Below are 25,373 nucleotides of genomic sequence, written 5' to 3' on the forward strand. Positions count from 1 at the left end.
CGGGATTCGAACCCGTGTTACCGCCGTGAAAAGGCGGTGTCTTAACCCCTTGACCAACGGACCAGAGTTGTTATTTTCAACTCTTACTATTATACCCACTTTTTAAACTTTGTCAACTACTTTTTTAAAACTTTTTTAACTTTTTTTGAATGACTTCCTAGTGGGTACGGATGTCAAACTCTTTAAACACAATACGTAAGTCTCTTAATACTCTTTGACGACCTCGAAAGCGTTCATTGCTTAAGACGCGTTCTAACTCTTCTTGTTTTTCTTTATTTTGTTTGTTTCTATAATCTCTTAGGGTTTCATGAAAGAGATAATAATCATCTAGCCACAGACCTCCCTCACTTATACGATGACTTATCTCACCCACTTCTTCATAGGGTTCTTTATCATATCTCCGTTTTTGACTTTCTTGTTTACGGAGATAATCTAGAATTCGATTCCGAAATTTTGTTTTGAAATATTTACGTAAGCGTGGAATATCGTCTACTAGCCCTTCTTCACTACTAATCAATTCATGTAGGCAAATCATTCCCTCTTGGTCCCAATCCGATAACTCCCATAAATGAAGGTAATATTCATTTCTACACTTATATACAATTCCCTTGACTTCTTCATACAATTCTTTAAGCATAATCTTCCCCTTTCTGTGTACAGTCTATCAGATTCAGAAACACTTTTGGCACATTTCATCCATTCTGCACCCTTTAGCTCCTCAACTGCACAAAAAAGAGAGGTCTTGCCTCTCTTTGGGTTATAATTCTGCGATTTGGTTTAGGTTTACTTCTGCAACTGTGTCATTACCAAACATAGAGATAATCATTTTCACTTTGTTATTATCAATTTCTGTAATCTTACCAGTGTAGTCTGCAAAAGCACCATCAATAATACGTACAGTTTGACCAACTTCAACATCGATATCAAACTCTTGTACAGTTTGTCCCATAGAAACCAAGATATCACGAATTTCTTGTTCCAATAATGGAGTTGGTTTTGATCTATTTCCGTGAGATCCGACGAATCCTGTAACATTTGGTGTGTTTCGAACAACAAACCAAGCTTCATCTGTCATGACCATTTCTACAAGAACATAACCTGGAAAGCGATTTTCTTCTACTTCTTTTCTCTTTCCATTTTTTTCAACTTGCACTGTTTGTGTTGGAATTTCAACGCGTAGAATATTATCCAACATATTGTAGGTTTGTGCACGTTGTAATAGATTTTCTTTTACCTTATTTTCATAACCAGAATAAGTTTGTAAGACAAACCATCCTTTATCAAAACTATCCATGATACTTCCTTTCATAATAGAAGACTTTTAGCGGGAATAACTCCACAGTTCTTCTAAAAAATGTTAATAAATCGAATCAAACCTGAAACAATCAACTTGTCAAAAATATAAATAATCACAACAAAGAAAGCAGTGTATTCCATGATAGAACGAAAATCTCTCCAGCTTTCCTTGCGCGTTGGCCATGTTGTGTCTTTAAGAAGTCTAAAAATATCTCCAATAAAACGCATCGCTCTCTCCTATCTCGTTTCTCTGTGTGTAGTATACTTACCACAATGTTTACAAAATTTATTTACTTCTAGTCGTGTTGGCTTGGGGTTTCCACTGATCTTGATTGAATAGTTTCTAGAACCACAAACCGCACAAGCTAGGCTTGCTTTTTTTAGTGCCATAACGCCTCCATCTTATCTATTATAACAAGAAAGCTAGGCTTTGACAAGCATCTTAACGAAATAGATTGACTACCGAATCCCATATTGTTTGTGCTTTTTCCTTAATTTTAGCATCCGAGATAGCACGACTGGCCTCATCCACCAGATTTTGTGCACGACTTCTAATATCAGAAATGGTATCATCCGTCTGATTGGTTTCGTTACTCTGTACTTGATTACTTGTATTGGCTGGTGCAATTCCATTTTGCTTATAAGCATTTTCAACTGTAAAGGTACTTCCTGGCGTATAAGGTAAAATGGTATTTGCAATGTTTCTAAAGACGTGGGCTGCACCGTTTGAAGTAGAACCCGCTAAATAGTGATTTTCATCAGTCGTAGGGAAACCAAGCCAGTGACTGATCACCACATCCGGAGTATAACCAATTACCCACTGGTCACTTGTATATACCGGATTAAAAACTGCTTCAGTTGTACCAGTTTTTCCTGCCATAACATAATCTGCAGGTGATGAACTAATACCTGTTCCGTTTGTGAATGTCCCCAACATCATACTGGTCATCTTGTCAGCTACAGACTTATCAATCACCCGTTTTTGTGAATTCTTATGGCTTGCAATAACTTGTCCACTAGCATTTTCAATTCTACTAATAAAGTGAGCTTCAGGCATTAAACCTTCATTGGCAAAGGCAGCATATGCTTGAGCCATTTGAAGAGGATTGGTTTCGACACCACTTCCCAAGGCGACACCAAGAACACGGTCGACTTTTTCCATGTTGAGTCCAAATTTTTCTCCTGCCTCAAAAGCCTTATCGACACCCAAATCATTAACAGTAGCAACAGCAGGTAGATTAAGCGACTCTGCCAAGGCTTGATACATTGGAACTTCTCGACTCGTTTTGATCCCTGCATAGTTATCTACCTTATAGCTGTCATACTGCATGGTATGGTTATCTAACTGCTTGTTCAAAGCCCAACCTGCTTCAACTGCCGGCGTATAAACAACTAAAGGCTTAATTGTAGAACCAGGGCTACGCTTTGATTGAGTTGCATAGTTGAAATTCCGGAATCCAGTTTTATCATTATCAGCAACTTGACCGACAACCCCACGAACTCCCCCTGTTTTCGGTTCAAGAGCCACACTTCCTGATTGTGCAAATGTTCCATCCTCTGCTCTCGGAAATAGCGCTGTATTTTCATAGACAACCTGCATATTTGCTTGGTAGTTTTGATCCAACTCTGTATAAATGCGGTAGCCATTATTTACGATTTCTTCCTCAGTTAGATTATACTTAGAAACAGCTTCATTAACCACCGCGTCAAAATAAGAGGGGTAACGGTAATCTGAAATTTTCCCTTCATACTTATCATGCAATTGCGAAGTCATATCAACTCCTGCAGCTTCGGTTTCTTGATTTTTATCAATATATCCCGCTGCAACCATATTTTGCAAAACAGTATCGCGACGATTAGTAGAATCTTCTACAGAATTCAAGGGATTATACAGCTCCGGCCCTTTGAGCATGCCTGCTAGAGTAGCAGCTTGATCCAGACTCACTTCTGATGCAGATACTCCAAAGTATTTCTTACTCGCATCTTCTACCCCCCACACACCATTTCCAAAATAAGCGTTGTTTAGGTACATGGTTAGAATTTGATCTTTGCTATATTTTTTTGTTAATTCTAAAGCCAAGAAAAATTCTTTCGCTTTTCTCTCAACAGTTTGATCCTGCGACAGATAGGCATTTTTAGCCAGCTGTTGGGTAATAGTAGAGCCACCACCTGAACGACCAGCAGTGACAATAGCCAAGAAGAAACGACCATAGTTAATCCCGTCATTTTTATAAAAAGAGCGGTCTTCTGTCGCAATAACGGCATTCTGCAAATTTTTACTGATATCAGTCAATTCAACATAAGTTCCTTTTTGACCAGACAAGGCACCAGCCTCCTTTTCTTCACGGTCAAAAATGATAGTCCGAGTTTTCAAGGCATTTTGCAAATCGTTAACATTGGTTGACTTAGCTACAGCAAACAAATAGGTTCCAACTAGCAAGCCTGCACTCAAACCTAGTATAAGGACAATCTTTGTTAGATGATAACGACGCCAGAATTTTCGAATCGGACCCACTTGGGCTAATTTTTTTCGATCACTGCGAGAACGACGCAAGCTAGTAGAATCAGAGTCCTCTAGTTCACTTGTTTCTTTTTTAAAAAGAGAAAGAAATTTCTCGAATAATTTATCTAATTTCATGCGTTTATTTTATCATCTTCATCATAGGAAGACAAGAATTTAGCTATTTCCTATCCAAATAGGGCTTTTTTTGTTACAATATCTGTATGAAATTCACATTTACATTACCAGACTCTCTACCTCAAATGACGGTAAAGCAATTACTTGAGGAACAACTCCTCATCCCTAGAAAAATCCGGCATTTTTTGAGAATCAAGAAACACATTTTGATTAATCAGCGAGAAGTTCATTGGAACGAGACGGTAAATCCTGGAGATGTTTGCCAATTGACTTTTGACGAGGAAGATTATCCCGAAAAAGAAATTCCTTGGGGCAACCCAGACTTAGTTCAGGAAGTTTATCAAGATCAACACTTAGTTATTGTAAACAAACCAGAGGGGATGAAAACGCATGGTAATCAGCCAAACGAAATCGCCCTTCTTAACCATGTCAGTGCCTATGTTGGCCAAACCTGCTATGTCGTTCATCGTCTAGACATGGAAACCAGTGGCTTGGTTCTCTTTGCCAAAAATCCTTTTATCCTGCCTATTCTCAATCGCTTACTGGAGAAAAAAGAGATTTCTAGGGAATATTGGGCACAGGTCGACGGATATATCAACAGCAAAGAACTTGTTTTCAAAGACAAAATCGGGCGTGATCGCCATGACCGCAGAAAACGAGTAGTTGATACAAAAAATGGGCAATATGCTGAAACGCATGTAAGCAGATTAAAGCAATTTCCAAATAAAACTTCCTTGGTTCGTTGCAAGCTAAAGACAGGTCGAACACATCAAATTCGTGTGCACCTTTCGCATCATAATTTCCCTATTTTAGGCGACCCTCTCTATAATAGTAAATCAAAAACAAGTCGGCTTATGCTCCACGCCTTTCGACTGTCCTTTACCCATCCGCTTACATTAGAGAAATTAAGCTTCACTATCCTCTCAGATACTTTCGAAAAAGAATTAAAAAAGAATGGATGATTGCGTCATCCATTTTTCCATATAAGAAAAGCAAGACCAAGAGGCCTTGCTTTTTATCGACTCATGAATTATTTAGCGATTTTTGCGAAGTATTCAAGAGTACGAACAAGTTGTGCAGTGTATGACATTTCGTTGTCGTACCATGATACAACTTTAACCAATTGTTTACCGTCAACGTCAAGAACTTTAGTTTGAGTTGCGTCAAACAATGAACCGTAAGACATACCTAGGATATCTGAAGATACGATTGGATCTTCAGTGTATCCGTATGATTCGTTTGAAGCTGCTTTCATAGCTGCGTTCACTTCGTCAACAGTAACGTTCTTTTCAAGAACTGCTACCAACTCAGTTACAGAACCTGCTGGAACAGGAACACGTTGAGCAGCTCCGTCCAATTTACCGTTCAATTCTGGGATTACAAGACCGATAGCTTTTGCAGCACCAGTTGAGTTAGGAACGATGTTTACAGCACCAGCGCGAGCACGGCGAAGGTCACCACCACGGTGTGGTCCGTCAAGGATCATTTGGTCACCAGTGTAAGCGTGGATAGTAGTCATCAATCCTTCAACAACACCAAAGTTGTCTTGAAGAGCTTTAGCCATTGGAGCCAAGCAGTTTGTAGTACATGAAGCACCTGAGATAACTGTTTCAGTACCGTCAAGAACGTCGTGGTTAGTGTTGAATACAACTGTTTTAACGTCGTTTCCACCAGGAGCAGTGATAACAACTTTTTTAGCTCCACCTTTAAGGTGTTTTTCAGCTGCTTCTTTCTTAGCAAAGAAACCAGTAGCTTCAAGAACGATTTCTACACCGTCAGTAGCCCAGTCGATTTGTTCTGGATCACGTTCAGCAGAAACTTTAACGAATTTACCGTTAACTTCGAATCCACCTTCTTTAACTTCAACAGTACCGTCGAAACGACCTTGAGTTGTGTCGTATTTCAACAAGTGTGCAAGCATAACTGGATCTGTAAGGTCGTTGATGCGTGTAACTTCAACACCTTCTACGTTTTGGATACGACGGAAAGCAAGACGACCGATACGTCCGAAACCGTTAATACCAACTTTAACTACCATTAGTGATTTCCTCCTTATGAAAATCATGAAATTTTTATTGTGAAAAGAGTAACTTGAATCACTACAAATCACCTTTCAACAAACCTATTATATAACTATTTAAGTTTAATTGCAAGTACGGGCATTGTTTTTTGTCTATACCCCACTTATTTTTCTTTCTCCTTTGAAAGCCTATACTGCTGTCTTTCTTTATCTACCTAGTCATTTACCGATTTCCTTTTAAAGTGAAAATAGAAAAGCTAAAAATTATTTTCAATCTTCCAATTCCACAAGAAAAGAGACAGGATAACTCCTGCCTCTAGGCTGATAACAATTATTTACGGCGTCCTGGTCTTTCTTTGTAACCATAGTAAGAATCTTCGATGATTTCTTGCATATGGTCAACCATTGGAAGACGTGGGTTAGCTGGTGAACATTGGTCTTCATAAGCAAGGAAGGCCAATTCACGAGAATGTTCTTTCCATTCTTTTTCATCAATTCCTTGTGCTTTGAAGTTCATTTGGATACCTACGCGCTCACCAAGTTCGTAGACAGCTTTTGCGTAAGATTCCACACCTTCTTCTGGAGTAGAAGCTGGAAGGCCAAGCATGCGTGCGATATCTTGGTATTTTTCATCTGCACGGTAGTAGTTGTACTTAGGCCATGTTGCTGTCTTAGCTGGACGTGTACCGTTGTAGCGGATGACGTATGGAAGCAAGATTGCATTTGTACGACCGTGGATTGTGTGGAATTGCGCACCAATCTTATGGGCCATTGAGTGAGAAATACCTAGGAAGGCATTAGCAAAGGCCATACCAGCGATTGTTGAAGCGTTATGCATTTTCTCACGTGAGTGGAAGTCTGCATTCTTAACTGAGCTTTCAAGGTTTTCAAATACAAGCTTGATGGCTTGAAGTGCAAGACCGTCAGTGTAGTCGCTAGCCATTTGTGATACGTAAGCTTCAGTCGCGTGGGTCAATACGTCCATACCAGTGTCCGCAGCAACAAATCCAGGAATTGTCAATACCAAAGCAGGGTCTACGATTGCCACAGTTGGTGTCAATGAGTAGTCAGCGATTGGATATTTACGGTTATTTGCTTTATCAGAGATAACGGCAAATGGTGTTACTTCAGATCCTGTACCAGATGTAGTTGGGATCGCGATGAATTTAGTCTTCTTACCAAGCAATGGGAATTTGAAGGCACGTTTACGGATATCCATGAATTTTTGGACAAGGTCACGGAAGTCCACTTCTGGTTGTTCGTAGAAGAGCCACATTACTTTAGCAGCATCCATTGGAGATCCACCACCAAGAGCGATGATTGTATCTGGTTTGAAGGCACGCATAATCTCAGTACCACGGTTTACAGTTGTGATATCTGGATCTGGTTCTACATCAGCAAAGATTTGGTAAACAACCTTATTGCGACGAAGATCAAGTTGTTCGATGATACGATCAAGGAAACCAAGCTCTACCATGGCATGGTCAGTAACGATCATGACACGTTCAACGTCACGACATTTTTGAAGGTATTGAATTGAATCACGTTCAAAGTATGTTTTTGAAGGAAGTTTCATCCATTGCATGTTATTTCTCCGTCTTCCGACTTTTTTGATATTCAAGAGGTTAATGGCACTAACGTTATCCCCAACTGAGTTGCGTCCGTAAGAACCACATCCAAGTGTCAATGATGGTAAGAAGGCATTGTAAACGTCCCCGATACCACCGAAAGTAGAAGGTGAGTTACAGATAACACGAATAGCTTTAACAGCTTTACCAAATTCTTTAGTCAATTCTTCGTCAGCTGTATGGATGGCTGCTGAGTGACCAAGACCGTTAAATTCAACCATTTGACGAGCCTTAGTAATACCATCTTCACGGCTTTCAGATTTCAAAACTGCGATAACTGGTGATAATTTTTCACGAGTCAATGGCTCATTTTCACCAACTTCTTTACATTCAGCAGCAAGAATGTTTGTTCCTTCTGGAACTGTAAATCCTGCTTGTTCTGCAATCCAAGTTGCTGGTTTACCAACGATGTCAGCGTTCAATTTTGCACCAGCACAGTTTTTGCTGTTTGCTTTCACGCCAAAGCAGAATTCTTCAAGAAGAGCTTTTTCTTTCTTGTTTACAAAGTAAGTATGGTAAGATTTGAACTCTGCTACAAATTCATCGTAGATTTCTTTGTCAATGATAACCGCTTGTTCAGATGCACAGACCATACCGTTATCAAATGATTTAGACATGACGATATCGTGTGCAGCTTGACGGATATTTGCTGATTTTTCAACATAAGCTGGAACGTTTCCGGCACCTACCCCAAGAGCTGGTTTACCACATGAGTAAGCCGCTTTAACCATGGCATTACCACCAGTTGCAAGAATTGTTGCAACACCTTCGTGGTTCATAAGGGCACTTGTTGCTTCCATAGATGGTTCAGTAATCCATTGCACACAGTTTTCAGGAGCACCAGCTGCAATAGCTGCATCGCGAACGATACGTGCTGCATGAGCAGATGATTCTTGTGCTGATGGGTGGAAGGCAAAGACGATTGGATTACGTGTCTTCAATGAAATCAATGATTTGAAGATTGCTGTTGATGTCGGGTTTGTTGTAGGAGTAATACCACAGACAACACCAACCGGTTCAGCAATAAGAGTCAAACCTGTTACATCGTCTTCTTCGATAACGCCAACTGTTTTAGTGTGGCGCATATTGTTTACTACGTGTTCACAAGCAAACAAGTTCTTAGTTGCTTTGTCTTCAAATACACCACGTCCTGTTTCTTCATAGGCATGTAGAGCCAATTCTCCGTGGGCATCCAAAGCTGCCACTGATGCTTTAGCTACGATGTAGTCGACCTGTTCTTGGTCGAGTTTACGCATTTCCTCAAGAGCAACTAAAGCTTTTTGCACCAAGCCATCGACATGCTTTTCAGCAGCGAGTTTCTTTTCTTCTGGTGTAACAGTTTTTTTATCAGCCATATTTTCCTCCATAGCTTTCAAGGATTTAATCCTTTGTTAATTTTTTCACAAGTTTATTATAACGCATTATTTCAACTTTGTAAACAGTTTCATAAACATTTCACAAAGAATTTTTAGTTACTTGTGAATTTTTTCTCATTATCTTTTCTCCACAAGCTTTTTCTTTAGAGTTTGTGAAATTTATTTCAAAAATTTTTTATTTCACAAACTTGCTTGGAAGAGAGACTTGGAAAGAAAAGGATTTGCAGGTAAGCGCTTACTTAAAGCTTATAACAATACCTCCTTTGATAAGGAGGCCCTATTTTTGTTGAAAAACGCCTTGTTTAAAAGTTCCTTCATAAACGACTTCTTGTTCTGTTGTTAGTTTCCCTTTTCCTTCAGCCTGACCATTTACAAAATCACCTTCGTAGGTCCAGCCTTCTTTAGATTGAAAGGTACCTTTTCCATTGAAGGCTCCATTGCTGAAACCACCTGTATATTGGTCCCCATTTTGGAAAGTAATAGTACCCTGTCCATTCATTTTACCACGGACAAGACTGCCATCGTAAACAATCGTTCCATTATCCAGTTTTAGAACACCTTTTCCAGGAATATTTAGAAAAAAGACGAGTACAGCACAGAAAACAATGGCAACTACTGCTAAAAGCTCTAAACGTGGACGAGTCAGATAGACACGATACTTTTCGTAAAAATTCTTAAGATTTTCCATCTTCACTCTCCCTTTCTAAACGTTCTAACCAAGCCCTGCACCCCTCTTGAACACGTCGATAGGTTTCCTCAAAATCTCCTGTATACCAAGGATCTGGAACACTTTCAGATGCAAATGAGTAAATCTTATCTTGACAGTCTGCTGGACACATCTGACGTAAGTCAGAAACATTTGAAGCATCCATTCCGATAATATAATCAAAAACTTCAAAATCTTCCTTACTAATCTGAAGCGACGTTTTGGCTTTGTCATAGGGAATCTCATATTGTTGAAAAATTCCTTGAGTTCCCTTATGAATCGGATTACCATGTTCCCAAGAGGAAGTCGCTCGACTTTGGATTTCGTAATTATCTGTCATTGATTTCATAACAAACTCAGCCATAGGACTGCGACAAATATTTCCCAGGCAGACAAAGACTAGTTTTTTCATCCCATTTCCTTTCTTTTATAGAAAAACGGGAGTTAGTAGTCCCGTCTTATTTTTCAATTGCGCCTTCTAGTGAAGTTGTTTCTTTCATCGGTAATACTGTCTTGATAGCAGCTAGTTCAAAAGTCAAGTAAACTCCATCTACATCAAGAACGATCGTTCTCTTCTCAGTATCTACTTCATCGACTGTTCCGTAAAGTCCACCGATTGTAATCACTTCATAGCCTTTTTGTAGTTTATTTAAGCTTTCCATACGTTTTTGTGCTTGTTTCTTTTGAGAGCGTTGCATAAAGAACATCAAGCCCAACATCGCTACAAGCATAATTAAAAATGTATAATTTGGATTCATTTTCTTCTCCTTTGTCTTTTACATAGGACTACTATATCAAATTTCAGCTACTTTTACAAGATTGTACCTTGCTTTTCTAGTAAGAAAAACCAGAGCTCGCGCCCTGATTTTTAGAATTATTTCAAATTTTGAACGACTTTTACAAGATTTTCTACAGTAAAGCCATATTCTGCCAATACTTTTGGTGCTGGTGCAGAGGCTCCGAAGGTATCAATACCGAGAACAACACCATCGAGACCAACATATTTGTACCAGTTTTGAGTTGCACCCATTTCGACTGCAACACGACGGCGAACTGCATTTGGAAGAATTTCTTCCTTGTATGCTGCATCTTGTTTATCAAAGACATCTGTAGATGGCATGCTGACTACGCGGACTTTTTCGCCTTGACTAGCCAATTCTTTAGCAGCTGAGACAGCTAGATTGACTTCTGAACCTGTCGCAATCAAGATGGTATCAAAGTCTGCTTCATTTTCATAGACAACATAAGCACCTTTAGCAACCTTGTCGAAGTCTGTTCCCTCTTCAACAGTCAAGTTTTGACGTGTCAAGACAAGAGCAGTTGGTGTTTTCTCACTTGTCACTGCAAGGTACCAAGCTGCTTGAGTTTCACGCGCATCTGCTGGACGGAAAACATTTAGATTTGGCATAGCACGGAGACCTGCTAAGTGTTCAACTGGTTCGTGTGTTGGCCCATCTTCCCCAACTGCAATAGAATCATGGGTAAAGACATAGGTCACAGGAAGTCCTTGCAAGGCTGACAAGCGGACAGCTGCCTTCACATAGTCAGAGAAGACGAAGAAAGTTCCACCGTATACACGAAGTCCACCGTGAAGGGCCATCCCGTTCAAGATCGTTCCCATTGCAAATTCACGAACACCAAACTGAATGTTACGGTTCAAGCGATTGGCATCGTCTTGAAGTCCGTCAGTCTTGATATAAGTCATGTTTGAGTGAGCTAGGTCAGCTGATCCACCTAGGAAGGTTGGTAACTTAGCTGCCACAACGTTCAAAGCATCCTGACTCGAGTTACGAGTTGCTTGAGAGAAACCATTTTCTAAAGCTGGGAAGTCTGCTGGAGTCACTTCAACTGGATCGCGTCCGTCGATGATGGCTTCTACTTCTGCAGCTAGTTCTGGGTGAGCTTCTTTATAATCTGTAACTAATTTTGTCCAAGCTTCATAAGCTGATGCGCCACGGTCTGCAACATGTTCTTTGAAATCAGCGTAAACTTGTTCTGGAATTTCAAATGGTTCGTAGTCCCAACCAAGAGCCTGACGAGTTGCTGCAGTTTCATCTGCTCCAAGAGGAGCCCCATGTACGGCATTAGTTCCTTGTTTGTTTGGAGAACCGTATCCAATAACCGTCTTCACTTCAATCAAAGATGGTTTGCCTGAAGCTTTAGCTGTTTCGATAGCAGCATGGATAGCTTCCAAGTCTGTTCCATCTTCAACCAAGGCAGTATGCCAACCGTAGGCATTGTAACGGTCACGAACACTTTCTGTAAAGGAATCCTTTGTCTCACCATCCAAGTTGATGTCATTTGAATCATAAAGAACAACCAATTTGTCTAGTTTTTGCAAGCCTGCGTATGAAGCCGCCTCACTTGAGACACCTTCCATCAAGTCTCCGTCTCCACAGATAACGTAAGTATAGTGGTCAAAGATATTGTATCCTTCACGGTTATATTTGGCTGCCAAGAAACGTTCTGCTTGGGCAAAACCAGTGGCAGTTGAAATCCCTTGACCTAGAGGACCTGTCGTAGCATCAATCCCTGCTGTATGGCCAAATTCTGGGTGACCTGGTGTTTTTGAACCCCATTGACGGAAGCTCTTGATCTCATCCATGCTGACATCTTCAAAACCAGAAAGGTGAAGAAGGGCATAAAGAAGCATTGAACCATGGCCTGCTGAAAGAATAAAGCGGTCGCGGTTAATCCAGTTTGGTTGAGCTGGATTGATACGAAGTTGTTTTGTAAAGAGGCTGTAAGCCATCGGAGCTGCTCCCATAACCACACCTGGGTGACCTGAGTTGGCTTTATTAATGGCGTCAATACCTAGGAAACGGATTGCATTAACAGATAGATTTGACATAGAATTTCCTTTCTATTTGAGGTGATTAGTGAATCACACATTCTATTTTACTATTATATGAAAAAATACATAGAATAGCAATTAAACAATTCGACGTAAATAAGTATTCTATTTGCTATCCTCTAGTCGCCTGATAGTAGGGAAGTAAGCGTTCATAAGCATCTTCTAATTTTTCTAAAATCACTTCTAAAGATTGATTTTCTATGATAGAAACATCTGATTTCACTAAAACTTTTCGAACTTCCTGACTTCTCAACTTCTCACGTAAAGTACGACGATTTTCTTCGTTCGCATCCCATCTTTGACTTTGATCATCAGAGTAGGCTAGATAATAAATCCCTTTAACGGTTGGAATTTCTAAAACTTTGGCCTGCTTGCCTAAAGTTTGCTCATCTTTCTTGCGCTCGATGAAACTGACTTCTAGTGAGACTCCAAAATCAGAAGAACTTCCGTACAAACGTAAGGCCATCATAGGTTCTGTCACTTTCCCCTCACGCTGTAGATAAGCCCAGAAGTGTGGTCGCAAGCGCTGCGCTTGGTTCATCCACTGGCTAGTCTGTTGAAGTTGCCATTCTGGATGACTTGCTTGAAAGGCTTTAGCCAGTTCTGTAAAAGCCTTTCGAGCCTCTTGGCCTTTGTGGCGCAATTCCAGCATTTTCTCTCGCTCTGCTCCCGCCTTATCAGGATTACGGTACTGCAAATCAGCAAAGTCTAAATAGTCTCTTATCTTATTCAACATTAATTTAATCTCCTCCAGCTAGCAAAAAATCAGGATAACCCTGATTTTACTTATTCTGTATCTACGACAACATAACGATTTGGCTCATCACCTTCAGAGTAACTGGTCACGCCATCCATACGTGAAATAATACGATGAATAATCTTGCGTTCGCTATTTGACATTGGATCTGTCTGATGACTGCGTCCTTCTTCTAAAACACGAGTCGCCAATTTTTGCGCATAGGTCTGCAAGACTTCTGCACGGTGTTCAACATAATCATTGACATTAATAGTAATGTAGAAGGTTCTTGAATAGCGGTTGTAAAGATAATTTTGAGCCAATAGTTGCAAGGCCTTCAAGACTTTACCATGGTAGCCGATAATACGACCTGGTTCGTTAGTATCAATTTGCAAATTGATGCTACGACGGTTATAGTCATTTGAAAGTGTAGCTTCAACATCCATGTCATCAATAATTGTTTGAACATAAGTCGTTACTTCCGTAGCTACTTGTTCAATATCAAAGCTCGGTTCAACTTTTAAGCCCAAGTCTTCTAGTTCTTGACTTTCAGTTTGCTCAGCTTGGTTTTCAATAATAGGAGTTTCTACTTCTTCTTCGAGAGCAGTTTCTTCAAGTTGTAATTCATTTAAAATCTCAATGTGACCAGTTTCTTCTAAGATAGTGCTGGCATGTCTTTCATGTTTTAAGATTTCAGCCTTGACTTCATCAGAAATACCTTGGCCTTCTTCCTCAATCTTTTTAATTGCCTCTACAACATGACCCAAATCAACAGTTGCTTCACTGACTGTTTTAACAGGCTCATTCAAATCATTAATTTGCTTCGGAACTCCCTTTACAGCTTGTTGGTTTGCTTTTACAACTGTCGTTTCACTAATAGCATCAATATCCACTTGGGCTGGTTTTTTACCAAATAAACCAAGAAATCCTTTTTTCTCACGAGAAATGACTTTGATATGAGCCTTCAGTCTTGGGATATCTAATTCTTTCAATCCTTTCTGGATTGCTTCTTCAACAGTTGAACCTGTAAATACTACCATTACCAGATTCCTCCTTATTATTTCGTTTTCTGAGCCTTTTTCTTGGCTTTTCTTTTTCTATTTTCCAAATCTTTCTGTGCCTGTACTACAGCCTCGCGCTCTGCAATAATCTTGAATGGATTGTTCAAGAAATAGGTTTGCAAGACTTGATAAGCATTGGACACTGCCCAGTAGAGAGCGACTCCGCTCGGAGCATAAACCCCAAAGATAAAAATCAAGACCGGAATACCGTACATCATCGCAGTCGTAGCTCCATTACGCTCAGACAAGGCTTTGTTGGACAGCCAAGTACTTAAAAAGGTGAATACTGCTGCTAAAATCGGAAGAACAAGGGTTGTATCCACACCACCAAGGTTAATCCATAAGAAATGACCTGTCTTTAAAAAGTCAACTCTTGATAGAGCTTGGAACAAGGCCAAGATAACCGGCATCTGAATCAAAATCGGCCAAAGAGAATCTGACTGTCTGACACCCATTTCTTTAAAGACTTTACGCATTTCTTGCTCTAGCTTGGTTCTGCTTTCCATATCTCGACCTGGATATTGTTCTCGAAGCGCCTTAATGCGTGGTTGAGCTTCTTGCATTTTTCTGGAAGCCACCATTTGCACTTGAAAGACTGGCAAAAGCAGTGTACGAATCAAGACCGTAAAGAGAATAATCCCCACTCCGATACTGATATCAAACGATAAAAAGCGAATAATTTCCGCAAAGAAGTAAACAAATTTACTCCAAAAATCAGCCGAATTGGCTGTAATATCGCTAGTTGTCCCATTTGTTGCACAGGCTGTCATGATAAATAGGGACAGTCCTAGCAAACTAGTCAACTGTAGTTTCTTTTTCACTCCCATTTCCTTCCTGGTAAATCTTTGATAATTTTAATACGTGGAGTAGATTTTTCTCCATCTCTGCGTATCCCAAGGTTTCGACCCCTTTTCGAGCAATGACAACAAAGTCGACATCTTCTACCAGACTCCCTTTGGCATTCTGGATAATATGACGAATCCGTCTCTTAATTTGATTTCTAGTGACGGCATTCCCCAGTTTTTTGCTAACTGATAGACCTACTCGAAAATGGTTTTTCTGATTTTCTAGTTGGTAGACAACAAACTTGCGATTGGCAAAACTTGTCCCCTCCTTGAAAATCGCCTTAAAATCTTTCTCTCTTTTTACACGAAAGTTTTTCTTCAAAACTCAACTCCATCTATTAAATTACTACTATTATACCATATTTTTCAAAAAAGCCAATCATAGCAAGGTTTTGGACAATTTCACCATAAAAAGAAGCTGGAAAAATCTCTTTCCCAACTCCTTGTACGGAATATTTTTTCTGATTTTAGTTATTTTTTTAAGCGTTCAACGTCACGGGCAATGACTAATTCTTCATCAGTTGGAATAACCAATACACGGATCTTCGCTGCCTCTGTTGAGATGTCTCCTGTCACGCCAAAGACGTTCTTTTCTGGATCAACATCACAGCCAAACCAAGAGATACCTGAGATAACATCTTCACGTACGTTTGCAGCATTTTCACCGATACCTGCAGTAAAGATAATAGCATCTGCTCCATTTAGGACCGCAAGGTATTGACCGATATGTTTTTGAATGCGATCAACATACATTTCATAGGCTAAAGTGGCATCGTGATCCCCTTCTTCCATAGCAGCAATCACATCTCGCATATCACTAGATTTGCCTGAAACACCCATAAGGCCTGATTCACGATTAAGGACTCGACTAATATCTTCAGGCGTGTTAAAGTCCTCTGTATATTGCATTAAGTAAGGAATGATAGCTGGGTCAATATCCCCTGTACGAGTTCCCATCATCACACCACCAAGTGGAGTGAAGCCCATTGAAGTATCGACAGATTGACCACCCTTAACAGCTGTAATAGAAGCACCATTACCGATGTGGCAAGTAATCAATTTTAAGTCTTCTAATGGACGGCCCAAGAGTTTTGCTGCTTCTCCTGCTACAAACTGGTGACTTGTACCGTGGGCACCATATTTACGAACCTTGTTTTCTGTGTAATATTTTGTTGGTAGAGGATAGCGATAAGCTTTCTCTGGCATAGTTGTGTGGAATGAAGTATCAAAAACAACTACACTGGTAATGTCTGGCAACAATTCCTTGAAGGCACGAACACCTGCCGCATTGGCTGGATTGTGGAGAGGAGCCAACAAGCTCAACTCTTCAACTTTTTCTAAAACATCTCCCTCAACAACTGTTGATTCTTTGAAATATTCTCCACCGGCAACAACACGGTGGCCAACACCTGTAATCTCGTCATAAGCCTTGATAATATCGAAACGAATCAAGTCATCCAATAAGATTTTTACAGCTTGTGTATGATTTTCGATATCCAAAATTTGTTGTTCAGAACGACCATCAAATTTTACAGTTGAAATTGAATCTTTCAAACCGATACGTTCAATCAAACCTTTCGCCAATACTTTTTCTTCTGGCATTAAGTATAATTGCCATTTCAAACTTGAACTTCCCGCATTGATTGCAATTGTTTTTGTCATAACAAGACTCCTCTTTTAAGCGTTTTCATCTATTATAACAAAATCTATTTTATATTTCAGTACCTTGAGTCCATTTTTGAAAATTTTCTTTAAATTTCATTAAAACACTTGCATCTTGCAAGCTAGCAAGTGGATAAACAAAAGGATCTACTGCTATTTCATTTTTCTTCTGTAAGATAAAAATCGTCTTGGATTGTTTAGCACTGGCAAAAAGATTTTCAGGCAAACTAATCATGGCAGTCAGACTCGCCTCCTCTTTCAACCAGCCTTTCAACAAGTCACTTTGAGGACTGGTCAACAAATAACTCGGAGCGAGAAAAATAGCATATCCATCTGACTTGAGATACTTAAGCCCTTGTTCCATGAGCAAGTGATGGGCGTAGGTATGTTCTTGGCTAGAAGCAACTTGATGGCGCGACGCAACGGCATCATCAGGATAATAGCCGACAGGCAAGTCGCTGATGACCACGTCGCTTTCTTTGAGCATTTGTGGACGAACGGCATCTCCTTGGACAAAGCCAGCCTGCAAACCAATTACATCTGCCATACTAGCTGCCAAATCAATCAGCAAATCGTCCACTTCCATTCCCAAGTAATCCACCTTTTTATCAAGCGAGGTCAAGAAAGTAGCCCCCAGAATCCCCATCCCGGAACCCATTTCGAGGATAGTGATTTCCTCCTCTTTAAACAATTCTTCTACAATAAACACCAAAAGTAAAGCAATGGCATCTGGCGTAAACTGGTGATTGGCCTGTAGGGGCTCTGTCTGCCCAGCCTTCATCAAGAGAAACTGGTAGGTCTTGAGCCATTCTTCTTTGCGAAGCGCTAAGCGTTTAAGGGCCTGATTGTTCTCTTTGACCTGTTTTAGCTCCGTCTCACCATCCAGATAGATGCTGTTTTGCTCCACCAAGGCGTCATAAAAATTGGTCGCCAAATCACTTTGGATGACTTGGACATTCTCTAGTAAATAGGTATAAGCTTGTTCAATTTTTTCAAAATCCATATTCCTATCTTACCAAATTTCCCTTCTTTTTTCCATCCTTATAAAAAATCACTCCCTGACTAGGCGAGTGATTTTTGGGCTACTGTTAAAAAGAGTTCTGAGTAATTTCCTTGAAACAGATCTTCAGCGCTATAGAGGATCTGACTATGCACAGATGAAAAACCGTGCTGAATTAGCTTGGTTTCCAGTTCAGCCAATTCAAATCCATGATGGTTAGCTTCTGTCTTGGTAAAATCAGCAAGTAAAAGTTGTCCGTTTTCTCTCAAATATTGATGAAACAGTGAGAGAGCCACATCCACATCAGGCATATGATGAAGAACCCGACAAACAACAATGAGATCAAACTCTTGCTTCAAGGGTTTTTCCAGTAAATCTTGCTCCAAAAACTGGATATTCTTGATGTCTTGTTGCTCCGCTTTCAAACGAGCTTGCTCCAGCATTTTCTCCGAAATATCCACCAATGTTACAGACTTGGCCTGCTTGGCTAGGGTCAAGGTTAACAGCCCCGTCCCTCCACCGAAATCCAAAATTTCTTTGTCTGATAGAAGATCAATCTGTTTCTCGACTGCTTGACAAACCAAGTTTGCAAGGAAGATATTTTTAGGTGAATCAAAAGTTTCTGCTTTATGGTTAAAATCATGTTTCATATTTTTAGTTTAGCACAAAGTAGCTTGATTGGCTAGGAATTCTCTTTCTTTTCAGGCTTCTCTTCTGATTTTTTCTTCTCCACTTTTTCGCTTGAATCGGTCGCTACCTCTTCCTTTTTATCTGTTTTCTCTTCTTTGATTTTGACTGAAGGAAACAGAAACTCATATTGACTCTTAGACGTACGAACCGTCGTCACCAAGCTTATTTTCTTATTTTGATAACTCACCTGACCCAGATTAAAGGACTGTTCCCCACTTTCTTGCTCAATCTTATCCTTGGTTCGCTTGGCCATAGCAAAAGCAACCAACTTTTCTTTATTTAAGGCATAGTCTTGATAGTGGGCGACTTGTCGGTTCAAGTAAAATTGTAACAAAAGACTAAAGATAGCAGCCACGGTGACTGCATAGATGAGAACACCTGCCTTAACTTTTTTCTTTTTCCACACGATAGATGAACTCCCTTTCTAAGCCTTTTTGAAACTGGAAACGAAAACGAACCAGTTGATTATCCTCTGTAATCTGCGCAGATTTAAGTCCATAAATCATAGGCTGATATCCTCGTCCACTGGCATCAGTTTTTCGAAAATCATCTGATTTGGATTTACCCATAGCGATATCCTTGCCATCTTGCTTCATATAGAGGCGATTGCCCTCCACTTTTTCGAACTGCGAACGGTCTAATTCTGCCTCCAACTGCTCCACAAACAAGAGCCACTCTTTTTGCTCGCTTTGTTGCTGGTAGCGAACTTCTGAAATGAGGAGCTGACTCATGGCTTGAAAGAGGAGTAAGCTTCCACTGATGACAATGAGGGCAATCAGGGATTCTAACAAGGTAAAAGCCTTGACCTTATGGCTCTTTGATAGCCAACAACTGTTCTGAACCATGGTAGACCTCCAATCCCTTTTCACTAGAAAACACCTGAATCTCAACTCCATTTATGTTTACCTGATTTTGACCTGTCTGCAAGGCCATCTTAGCTACCCTCAAGACTTCTTCCTTCTGCAAGATTTTTGCTTCTTCTTGCCTATTTTTCTGAATTTGTCCCAAAAGAAGGGTCGCAATGCTGGCAAAGATAGCTAGAGCGACTACTGCTTCCAGTAAAATCACTGCCCTAATTTTTTGTTTCCTTAATGCGTTTAATTTTTCCATTTCCTAGATATAATTGATAGCGAATCGCTCCTTTACTGGTCTGAAATTCAACCTTAGCCAGGGACGAATTGCCCCCAGCTCGGTCAAATGTAATGTTTTGGCCTAATGGTGCCTGAATTCCTTTAGGAACTGTCAACTTTTGACTGCCATTACTGATCGTCTGCCCTTCTAAGTTTAGACTAGTCTTTTGCTGACTGCCTACACTGCGTTTTTGGGTTTCCCGATAAAGTTCTTCAAACTCCATAAAGAAAATCTGCTCCTCTACTGCCGCAAAAGTGGACTGTACAGAGCCTGACAAGCCCAAGGCAAGGATACTCACAAGACCCAAAACCAAGAGACTTTCCAGCATGGTAAAGGCCTTAATCTGCAACGGTTTGAGTCTTATTTTGTTTTGCATGATATTCTTTATAAGCTTTAGCTTGCTCTTCTGTGATTCGCCCATCTGCTTGTAACTTACTTAGACTAGCATCTTCATTTTTATCTAAGCTATAAAGCTCTGCCTGGCTTTCTACCACCTTAACAACAGCAGCTTTTCCTTTGTCATTGACCGCCTCTTTTTGCTTGGTCAAATTAGGTACAAAGAGCAAGAGAAGCACACTGATGATGAGCAAGACCACCAACATTTCCACAAGTGTAAAAGCTTTAACCTTAGCTTTTTTCAAGAATGTCATCATTTTTTTCATGTTAAAAATTTACCTCCATATTTTGATACATGGGCATGAGCATTGCCGCATAAAGTAAAACAATAATCAGAGCCACAAAGATAAAAACCAGTGGCTGTACTAAGTTCATGGTGCGATTGACTCGGGTAAAAAAGGCCTCCCAAGTTTTTTCAGCATAGATTTCCAACTCACTACCCAGCTTGGACTTGACTTCACCATACTCGATAATGAGACTCAACTCCTTTTTAAAGAAAGGATAGGTTGCTATGGTTTGAGAAAATTCGCGACCATTTTGTAGGGATTGAGCTAAATCTTGACCGATTTCTTTAAAGAGCTGGGAACCTTGTTCCTGCATCATTTGAAAAATCTGCGTCAACTCCAGCCCTTGAGAAATCATATTACCCCACTCACGCGCATAATAAGCTGTCAGATAAGTCTGCACAAAGATTCCAAGAAAAGGAAGGCGTGCTAGGATAGAAAAGACGCGCATCTTAGAACTTCTTTTATAAAAAGTTAGTGCTAACAGGACACCTACTGAAACAAAAACTATCATTCCTAGAAAGATTTGTGGCAGATTGCCGATAATTTGGGTGGCAATATTACTACTATCCAGTTGTGGTAGTAGGTAGTTCCGTAGCCCCAGCATGATTAAGAGAAGAAATCCCAGCAAAATCAAGGGATAAGTCGCTACTTCAATTAATTTTTTCTTGACCTTGGCTAGATTGTCTAGATACTCTTCTATCTTTCCCAAACTCAGGTGGAGATTCCCATGGACTTCCGCTAGGGATAACTGAGTGACAATAGCACTTGAAAATCCCAAACTTTCCATCATTTCTGAGAATGATTTCCCCTGAGACAAGCCCGTGCGCATCTGAGTCACACACTGCTTGTCCAACAAGGCACTCCTATCTAAAAAGGAGATGGTCTCCACCAGATGAAAACCGCTGGAAAAGAGATTGTTAAACAAGGTGATGATATTTTTTTGCTTAGCTGTAGCTAATTTTTTCCGTTTCAGCCTGAAGACTTGTGATATGTCCATCTTTAAGAAGCTGGTCAATCTGTTCATTCCAGCTAGTTGGCTGGTGTTCTTGATAGTCTTTGTTGGCAAAGTCAACGATTCCTCCTCCCCCGATTAATCTCTGGTAGCAGACTCCTTGCAGAACGACTGCTAATTCCTCCTCACTCACACCCAACTCCAACAGGCGCTCATAAACACCTCGAATACTCTTGGCATGAATGGTTGAAAAGACTGTCGCACCTGTCAAACTAGCTCTAACTACTGCACGCGCCGTCTCGCTGTCTCGAATTTCTCCGATAATCAAAAGGTCAGGACGATGACGTAAGGAAAGCTTGATGAGATTTTCATACGTCAACCCAATTGCTTCGTTCAACTGCAACTGGAGCATGTCCTCCTGCTTAATTTCGACAGGATCTTCGATGGACATGACTTGCTGTCCTTTAAAGAGAGATTTAGCCAATTCGTGCATTAAGGTTGTCTTACCACTGCCGACTGGACCAGCAAAAAGATAGAGTCCCCGTTGCCTGTACTGCTTGCCCAGTTCTTCAATATCCTGAAACCAAAAATGCAAATCCTGCTCCTCATCATGCAACAAGCGAATAACTAAACTCTCATGCCCTCGATAATCGCCTACAGTAGATAAACGTAGGGACGCCATCTTCTGGTCATATTCATAATCACAGGAACCAAGTTGACTACGTCGCTTTTCTCCAACATTCATACCCGCCACAAACTTAAAGTGACTGATGACGGCCGCAAATTTTTCAAAATCATAACAACCGATTTTACAGCGCTCGTCTCCTATTCTCATATGAAGCTCATAGGCATCTAACTTAGGGACAAAATAAATATCTTACGCTCCTTTTTTCCGGGCTGAACGAATGATTTCTTGTGCAATTTCTTGAACCATACTTACCTCCTCACCTATACTATTCGCAAAGATTTGGAAAAATAAAAAAAGCAACTCCAAAAAAGTTACTTTTTCTCTATTTTAATTTCATACGGCAAGAACGGTGCCTTTCCTTACCTGTTTGTTTTTCATAACCCGGACGTAATTTTTCGTCTGGGATAACCTGCTCATCCTGCAAAAGAGCCAAAGAATGGTATTGTTGTAAATACTCGTCACATTCATCACACCAGCGTTGGTCTTCTGGGTCCCAAAAAATGGTCATCAAGTCGCTTCTACTTTTATAAAGAGGGGATTCTTGTTCCAATCTAAACCAGCAAGTTTTGTAGTATTTGAGAGCATCATAATACTGGTCAAATTTCTTACTAGCTACAATATCTTCTTCCCAACCTTCTAAGAACCACCATGGTTCAAAATCTCCATACATTTCTATAACACGATACATATTCATTCAATTCCTTTGTATCGTATATTATAACCAATTCCATTAAACAAGGAAAGAAATATGCTCATTTCTTAATTTTTTGATAAAAAATCCAGCCATCTGATGGATGACTGAATTTCTATTTGCTTATGTGATAAAAATTTTTCGTTTCCTAAGCTTCAGAAATGTCGTTTTCGATAATGACCTTGATTGCATGGTGGTCTGCTGCCTTACTGAAGACTTCATAGGCTTTTTCAATTTCACTTAGTTTGAAATAATGAGTTACCAATTTTTCTGGTTCAATCTTATGAGTTTCAAGAGCTTTCAACAACTGAGGTGTTGTATTTGTAGATACTAAACCAGTAGTGATATTGATATTGCGGATCCAAAGTCTATCCAACTCAAACTCAACTGGTTTACCATGCACACCACAGTTGGCTACTGTTCCGTCTACACCGATAATCTTTTGACAGAAATCAAAGGTTGCAGGAATACCAACAGCTTCGATCGCAACATCTACACCACGACCATCTGTCAAATCATAAATTTCTTTAATCGCTTTTTCAGGGTCTGAAGAATTAACCTTGTGAGTCGCACCAAATGATAAAGCAGTTTCCAAGCGGTTATCGTCTAAGTCCACCATAATCAATTTGGCTGGTGAGTAGAACTGAGCTGTTAAGAGAGCTGCTAAACCAACTGGACCTGAACCAATAATGGCTACACTACAACCAGGTTCTACTTTCCCTTTCAAGACACCAATTTCATACCCAGTAGGCAAAATGTCTGATAACATAACCAAGGCTTCATCTGACAAGTCTTCTGGAGTATGGTAAAGAGTGTTATCTGCATGAGGGACACGTAGATATTCAGCCTGCATACCATCAATCAAGTGACCGAAAATCCAGCCTCCTTCGTCTTCACAATGGGCATAAATTCCTTTTTTACAGTAGTAGCATTTGCCACAGGCACAAACACAAGAAATCAAAACCTTGTCGCCTTTTTTGAAGTTAGAAACTCCTTCTCCAACTTCTTCAACAATCCCAATCCCTTCGTGACCAAGAATGGTACCACTTTGACAAGCAGGAACATCTCCTTTAATGATATGGAGGTCTGTTCCACAAATAGTGGTTTTTACGATACGCACAATAGCGTCTGTTGGCTTGCGAATAACTGGTTTGTCTACATCAACAAAAGAAGCAAGTCCTGGTTTAACATAAGTATAGGCTTTCATAAAGCAATCCTCCGTTTTTTATTTGTACTATTTTTAATATAATTGTAAGCCTTTTCATTTGTTTGTTCAAGTCTTTTTGTGATTTTCTTAACTTTTTTATTTACCAGTAAAGTACCCTGCATAAAAAAGCAGAAGCTAGTATCTAACTCCTGCTTTCTCTCTTATGCTTGATAACGTTTCACACCATCTAGGTAGGTTGCTACCAATTCCAAATCTTTATCTAGTACGATAAAGTCCGCATCATAGCCTTCACAGATTTGACCACAGACATCGTCAATGTGAACAGATTTAGCTGGGTTGAGGCTGGCCATCATGACTGCTTCATGCGGATTCGCAATCCCCCATTCAACCACATTCTTCAAGCCGTCCTTGAGTTTGAGGATAGAACCAGCCAGATTGCCTGTAGATTTGAGGCGAGCAGTTCCATTTGCTACTACAACAGGGAATTCTCCCAACATATAGTCACCGTCTTCAAGTCCACCAGCTGTCATACAGTCGGTGATGAGGGCAATATTTTCAGTTCCTTTTTGTTTGAGCAAAATATCACAGGCCTTGGGATCCACATGGTGACCATCACAAATCAATTCAGCGTAAGTATGTGGTAATTCATACATGGCTCCCACCATCCCGAGTTCACGGTGAGTTAACCCACGCATTCCATTGTAGGCGTGTACCCAAACACTCGCTCCAGCATCTACTGCCTTTTTAGCCTCATCAAAAGTCGCATTTGAATGTCCAAGAGCAACCGTTACGCCTTCTCCCGTAACTGTACGTACAAAGTCTTCTACACCTTCACGCTCTGGCGCAAGAGCAATTTTATTTAACAAGCCATTTGCTGCTTTTTGCCAAGCACGAAACTCATCCATACGAGGATCTTTCATATAAGCAGGGTTTTGAGCACCCTTATATTTCTCTGTGAAATAGGGACCTTCAAAATAAATCCCACGAATCTTAGCTCCACTTGCTTCCTGATAACGAGCACCGATATTTTCAGTTACCGCAAGCAATTGTTCATAAGAGGATGTCAAAGTGGTTGGCAAGAAGCTCGTTACCCCCATGCTGAGGAGTCCTTCACTCATGGTATGAAGGGTTCCTTCGATATTATTATCCATAACATCCACACCACCAAAACCATGAATGTGGGTATCTACAAGTCCTGGAGCAATGCTGTAGCCTGTATAGTCAATCACCTCAGCTCCTTCAGGAATCTCTTCTACATGTTTTCCAAACTTGCCATCCACAAGTTCCAAGTAACCACCACGACGAACTCCGTGTGGGTAGAAAAACTGATCTGCTTTAATATAGTTAGGCATAATGTTAACCTCCTTAAAAGATTGATTCTACAATTTATTATGTCAATTACATTATAAACCTTTCTTTTTTATTTGTAAATGGTATAGACCTATTTTCTAGAGATATTTTAAAAGAGCTGGATTTTGTACTGCACCCCAAAAGTTAGACAGAAAAAATCTAACTTTTGGGGTGTTTTATTATGAAATTGAGTTATGA

The 25,373-nt window shown here is 40.2% G+C and carries 29 protein-coding genes; 1 reads left to right on the forward strand and 28 read right to left on the reverse strand.

The features are described 5' to 3' along the window. Positions 1-157: 157 nt before the first annotated feature. The 5 genes from QP439_RS07250 to pbp2a form a co-directional block, all read right to left on the reverse strand. Positions 158-637: a sigma-70 RNA polymerase sigma factor region 4 domain-containing protein gene (locus tag QP439_RS07250; RefSeq protein ID WP_285389066.1), complete on the reverse strand. Its 480-nt coding sequence runs from the start codon at positions 635-637 to the stop codon at positions 158-160. 120 nt (positions 638-757) lie between these two features. After that, the gene (gene nusG / locus QP439_RS07255) at positions 758-1,294 is read right to left on the reverse strand and encodes a transcription termination/antitermination protein NusG (protein WP_000376740.1); all 537 of its coding nucleotides are present in this window, start codon (positions 1,292-1,294) and stop codon (positions 758-760) included. Positions 1,295-1,347: 53 nt separating this feature from the next. After that, entirely contained in the window at positions 1,348-1,524 is a 177-nt protein-coding gene (secE, locus tag QP439_RS07260) for a preprotein translocase subunit SecE (protein WP_001210990.1), read from the reverse strand. Between the two features lie 9 nt (positions 1,525-1,533). After that, the gene (gene rpmG / locus QP439_RS07265; RefSeq protein ID WP_001809375.1) at positions 1,534-1,686 is read right to left on the reverse strand and encodes a 50S ribosomal protein L33; all 153 of its coding nucleotides are present in this window, start codon (positions 1,684-1,686) and stop codon (positions 1,534-1,536) included. A gap of 52 nt (positions 1,687-1,738) precedes the next feature. Further along, positions 1,739-3,934 (reverse strand): penicillin-binding protein PBP2A, encoded by a 2,196-nt coding sequence (gene pbp2a / locus QP439_RS07270; protein ID WP_261028438.1) that lies wholly within the window; start codon positions 3,932-3,934, stop codon positions 1,739-1,741. An 86-nt stretch (positions 3,935-4,020) separates the two neighbouring features. On the opposite strand from pbp2a, the gene QP439_RS07275 reads away from it, so the two are divergent. Then, positions 4,021-4,896 (forward strand): RluA family pseudouridine synthase, encoded by an 876-nt coding sequence (locus QP439_RS07275; protein ID WP_345772940.1) that lies wholly within the window; start codon positions 4,021-4,023, stop codon positions 4,894-4,896. A gap of 68 nt (positions 4,897-4,964) precedes the next feature. On the opposite strand, the gene gap is transcribed toward QP439_RS07275, so the two are convergent. The 23 genes from gap to nagA all read right to left on the reverse strand — a co-directional run bounded on the left by gap (position 4,965) and on the right by nagA (position 25,177). Then, a complete protein-coding gene (gap, locus tag QP439_RS07280) occupies positions 4,965-5,972 on the reverse strand; it encodes a type I glyceraldehyde-3-phosphate dehydrogenase (RefSeq protein WP_000260686.1) in 1,008 nt (335 codons plus the stop codon). A gap of 313 nt (positions 5,973-6,285) precedes the next feature. Then, entirely contained in the window at positions 6,286-8,937 is a 2,652-nt protein-coding gene (adhE, locus tag QP439_RS07285) for a bifunctional acetaldehyde-CoA/alcohol dehydrogenase (RefSeq protein WP_261028439.1), read from the reverse strand. A gap of 298 nt (positions 8,938-9,235) precedes the next feature. Then, the gene (locus tag QP439_RS07290; protein WP_084925436.1) at positions 9,236-9,646 is read right to left on the reverse strand and encodes an MORN repeat-containing protein; all 411 of its coding nucleotides are present in this window, start codon (positions 9,644-9,646) and stop codon (positions 9,236-9,238) included. Then, entirely contained in the window at positions 9,633-10,076 is a 444-nt protein-coding gene (locus QP439_RS07295; RefSeq protein WP_084925438.1) for a low molecular weight protein-tyrosine-phosphatase, read from the reverse strand. The genes QP439_RS07290 and QP439_RS07295 overlap by 14 nt, the downstream gene beginning before the upstream one ends. Before the next feature lie 46 nt (positions 10,077-10,122). Continuing rightward, a complete protein-coding gene (yajC, locus tag QP439_RS07300) occupies positions 10,123-10,422 on the reverse strand; it encodes a preprotein translocase subunit YajC (protein ID WP_084925440.1) in 300 nt (99 codons plus the stop codon). Between the two features lie 116 nt (positions 10,423-10,538). Beyond that, positions 10,539-12,515 (reverse strand): transketolase, encoded by a 1,977-nt coding sequence (tkt, locus tag QP439_RS07305; protein ID WP_285389071.1) that lies wholly within the window; start codon positions 12,513-12,515, stop codon positions 10,539-10,541. Between the two features lie 115 nt (positions 12,516-12,630). Further along, positions 12,631-13,254, reverse strand: a complete 624-nt coding sequence (locus QP439_RS07310) for an HI_0552 family protein (RefSeq protein ID WP_285389073.1) — start codon at positions 13,252-13,254, stop codon at positions 12,631-12,633. A 50-nt stretch (positions 13,255-13,304) separates the two neighbouring features. Next, positions 13,305-14,294 (reverse strand): RNA-binding cell elongation regulator Jag/EloR, encoded by a 990-nt coding sequence (gene jag / locus QP439_RS07315; protein ID WP_049515763.1) that lies wholly within the window; start codon positions 14,292-14,294, stop codon positions 13,305-13,307. 17 nt (positions 14,295-14,311) lie between these two features. Then, positions 14,312-15,136, reverse strand: a complete 825-nt coding sequence (locus QP439_RS07320; RefSeq protein WP_004236733.1) for a membrane protein insertase YidC — start codon at positions 15,134-15,136, stop codon at positions 14,312-14,314. After that, positions 15,111-15,482, reverse strand: coding sequence for a ribonuclease P protein component (rnpA, locus tag QP439_RS07325; protein WP_000739245.1), 372 nt, complete (start codon positions 15,480-15,482; stop codon positions 15,111-15,113). The genes QP439_RS07320 and rnpA overlap by 26 nt, the downstream gene beginning before the upstream one ends. Positions 15,483-15,631: 149 nt before the next feature. Continuing rightward, positions 15,632-16,822, reverse strand: a complete 1,191-nt coding sequence (locus QP439_RS07330) for an acetate kinase (protein WP_084886490.1) — start codon at positions 16,820-16,822, stop codon at positions 15,632-15,634. Between the two features lie 49 nt (positions 16,823-16,871). Next, on the reverse strand, positions 16,872-17,825 hold the full coding sequence (locus QP439_RS07335) for a class I SAM-dependent methyltransferase (RefSeq protein ID WP_261150713.1): 954 nt from the start codon (positions 17,823-17,825) through the stop codon (positions 16,872-16,874). 59 nt (positions 17,826-17,884) lie between these two features. After that, positions 17,885-18,472 carry a class I SAM-dependent methyltransferase gene (locus tag QP439_RS07340; protein ID WP_261051646.1) on the reverse strand — a complete coding sequence of 196 codons (588 nt, stop codon included), beginning with the start codon at positions 18,470-18,472 and terminating at the stop codon, positions 17,885-17,887. 32 nt (positions 18,473-18,504) lie between these two features. After that, entirely contained in the window at positions 18,505-18,918 is a 414-nt protein-coding gene (gene comGG / locus QP439_RS07345) for a competence type IV pilus minor pilin ComGG (RefSeq protein WP_261051647.1), read from the reverse strand. Beyond that, on the reverse strand, positions 18,896-19,357 hold the full coding sequence (comGF, locus tag QP439_RS07350; protein WP_261051648.1) for a competence type IV pilus minor pilin ComGF: 462 nt from the start codon (positions 19,355-19,357) through the stop codon (positions 18,896-18,898). The genes comGG and comGF overlap by 23 nt, the downstream gene beginning before the upstream one ends. After that, on the reverse strand, positions 19,320-19,622 hold the full coding sequence (gene comGE, locus QP439_RS07355) for a competence type IV pilus minor pilin ComGE (RefSeq protein WP_000413380.1): 303 nt from the start codon (positions 19,620-19,622) through the stop codon (positions 19,320-19,322). The genes comGF and comGE overlap by 38 nt, the downstream gene beginning before the upstream one ends. Then, positions 19,585-20,019 carry a competence type IV pilus minor pilin ComGD gene (gene comGD / locus QP439_RS07360; protein ID WP_261051650.1) on the reverse strand — a complete coding sequence of 145 codons (435 nt, stop codon included), beginning with the start codon at positions 20,017-20,019 and terminating at the stop codon, positions 19,585-19,587. Before comGD ends, comGE begins: the two co-directional genes overlap by 38 nt. Next, complete coding sequence (comGC, locus tag QP439_RS07365; RefSeq protein WP_000738640.1) at positions 19,982-20,305, reverse strand: comG operon protein ComGC; 324 nt, start codon at positions 20,303-20,305, stop codon at positions 19,982-19,984. The genes comGD and comGC overlap by 38 nt, the downstream gene beginning before the upstream one ends. Before the next feature lies 1 nt (position 20,306). After that, the gene (comGB, locus tag QP439_RS07370; protein ID WP_261083393.1) at positions 20,307-21,323 is read right to left on the reverse strand and encodes a competence type IV pilus assembly protein ComGB; all 1,017 of its coding nucleotides are present in this window, start codon (positions 21,321-21,323) and stop codon (positions 20,307-20,309) included. Continuing rightward, positions 21,271-22,152 carry a competence type IV pilus ATPase ComGA gene (gene comGA, locus QP439_RS07375; RefSeq protein ID WP_285389092.1) on the reverse strand — a complete coding sequence of 294 codons (882 nt, stop codon included), beginning with the start codon at positions 22,150-22,152 and terminating at the stop codon, positions 21,271-21,273. Before comGA ends, comGB begins: the two co-directional genes overlap by 53 nt. A gap of 136 nt (positions 22,153-22,288) precedes the next feature. Next, positions 22,289-22,654, reverse strand: coding sequence for a DUF1033 family protein (locus QP439_RS07380; protein WP_000286405.1), 366 nt, complete (start codon positions 22,652-22,654; stop codon positions 22,289-22,291). 151 nt (positions 22,655-22,805) lie between these two features. Next, positions 22,806-23,864 carry a zinc-dependent alcohol dehydrogenase family protein gene (locus tag QP439_RS07385; RefSeq protein ID WP_150923260.1) on the reverse strand — a complete coding sequence of 353 codons (1,059 nt, stop codon included), beginning with the start codon at positions 23,862-23,864 and terminating at the stop codon, positions 22,806-22,808. Positions 23,865-24,025: 161 nt separating this feature from the next. Beyond that, positions 24,026-25,177 (reverse strand): N-acetylglucosamine-6-phosphate deacetylase, encoded by a 1,152-nt coding sequence (nagA, locus tag QP439_RS07390; RefSeq protein WP_285389087.1) that lies wholly within the window; start codon positions 25,175-25,177, stop codon positions 24,026-24,028. Positions 25,178-25,373: the final 196 nt, after the last annotated feature.

This window comes from Streptococcus sp. UMB1203 (assembly GCF_030217725.1).
GTDB lineage: Bacteria > Bacillota > Bacilli > Lactobacillales > Streptococcaceae > Streptococcus.

What these genes read in the sequence shown, in the direction of transcription:
- comGB (WP_261083393.1), bottom strand. Translation starts at nt 21,323, where the DNA reads ATGGACATATCACAAGTCTTCAGGCTGAAACGGAAAAAATTAGCTACA.
- comGF (WP_261051648.1), bottom strand. Translation starts at nt 19,357, where the DNA reads ATGGTTCAGAACAGTTGTTGGCTATCAAAGAGCCATAAGGTCAAGGCT.
- QP439_RS07335 (WP_261150713.1), bottom strand. Translation starts at nt 17,825, where the DNA reads ATGGATTTTGAAAAAATTGAACAAGCTTATACCTATTTACTAGAGAAT.
- QP439_RS07385 (WP_150923260.1), bottom strand. Translation starts at nt 23,864, where the DNA reads ATGAAAGCCTATACTTATGTTAAACCAGGACTTGCTTCTTTTGTTGAT.
- gap (WP_000260686.1), bottom strand. Translation starts at nt 5,972, where the DNA reads ATGGTAGTTAAAGTTGGTATTAACGGTTTCGGACGTATCGGTCGTCTT.
- jag (WP_049515763.1), bottom strand. Translation starts at nt 14,294, where the DNA reads ATGGTAGTATTTACAGGTTCAACTGTTGAAGAAGCAATCCAGAAAGGA.
- QP439_RS07295 (WP_084925438.1), bottom strand. Translation starts at nt 10,076, where the DNA reads ATGAAAAAACTAGTCTTTGTCTGCCTGGGAAATATTTGTCGCAGTCCT.
- comGE (WP_000413380.1), bottom strand. Translation starts at nt 19,622, where the DNA reads ATGGAAAAATTAAACGCATTAAGGAAACAAAAAATTAGGGCAGTGATT.
- comGD (WP_261051650.1), bottom strand. Translation starts at nt 20,019, where the DNA reads ATGCAAAACAAAATAAGACTCAAACCGTTGCAGATTAAGGCCTTTACC.
- yajC (WP_084925440.1), bottom strand. Translation starts at nt 10,422, where the DNA reads ATGAATCCAAATTATACATTTTTAATTATGCTTGTAGCGATGTTGGGC.
- pbp2a (WP_261028438.1), bottom strand. Translation starts at nt 3,934, where the DNA reads ATGAAATTAGATAAATTATTCGAGAAATTTCTTTCTCTTTTTAAAAAA.
- tkt (WP_285389071.1), bottom strand. Translation starts at nt 12,515, where the DNA reads ATGTCAAATCTATCTGTTAATGCAATCCGTTTCCTAGGTATTGACGCC.
- nusG (WP_000376740.1), bottom strand. Translation starts at nt 1,294, where the DNA reads ATGGATAGTTTTGATAAAGGATGGTTTGTCTTACAAACTTATTCTGGT.
- rpmG (WP_001809375.1), bottom strand. Translation starts at nt 1,686, where the DNA reads ATGGCACTAAAAAAAGCAAGCCTAGCTTGTGCGGTTTGTGGTTCTAGA.
- QP439_RS07330 (WP_084886490.1), bottom strand. Translation starts at nt 16,822, where the DNA reads ATGACAAAAACAATTGCAATCAATGCGGGAAGTTCAAGTTTGAAATGG.
- secE (WP_001210990.1), bottom strand. Translation starts at nt 1,524, where the DNA reads ATGCGTTTTATTGGAGATATTTTTAGACTTCTTAAAGACACAACATGG.
- QP439_RS07290 (WP_084925436.1), bottom strand. Translation starts at nt 9,646, where the DNA reads ATGGAAAATCTTAAGAATTTTTACGAAAAGTATCGTGTCTATCTGACT.
- comGC (WP_000738640.1), bottom strand. Translation starts at nt 20,305, where the DNA reads ATGAAAAAAATGATGACATTCTTGAAAAAAGCTAAGGTTAAAGCTTTT.
- QP439_RS07380 (WP_000286405.1), bottom strand. Translation starts at nt 22,654, where the DNA reads ATGTATCGTGTTATAGAAATGTATGGAGATTTTGAACCATGGTGGTTC.
- QP439_RS07340 (WP_261051646.1), bottom strand. Translation starts at nt 18,472, where the DNA reads ATGAAACATGATTTTAACCATAAAGCAGAAACTTTTGATTCACCTAAA.
- adhE (WP_261028439.1), bottom strand. Translation starts at nt 8,937, where the DNA reads ATGGCTGATAAAAAAACTGTTACACCAGAAGAAAAGAAACTCGCTGCT.
- QP439_RS07275 (WP_345772940.1), top strand. Translation starts at nt 4,021, where the DNA reads ATGAAATTCACATTTACATTACCAGACTCTCTACCTCAAATGACGGTA.
- QP439_RS07250 (WP_285389066.1), bottom strand. Translation starts at nt 637, where the DNA reads ATGCTTAAAGAATTGTATGAAGAAGTCAAGGGAATTGTATATAAGTGT.
- nagA (WP_285389087.1), bottom strand. Translation starts at nt 25,177, where the DNA reads ATGCCTAACTATATTAAAGCAGATCAGTTTTTCTACCCACACGGAGTT.
- QP439_RS07310 (WP_285389073.1), bottom strand. Translation starts at nt 13,254, where the DNA reads ATGTTGAATAAGATAAGAGACTATTTAGACTTTGCTGATTTGCAGTAC.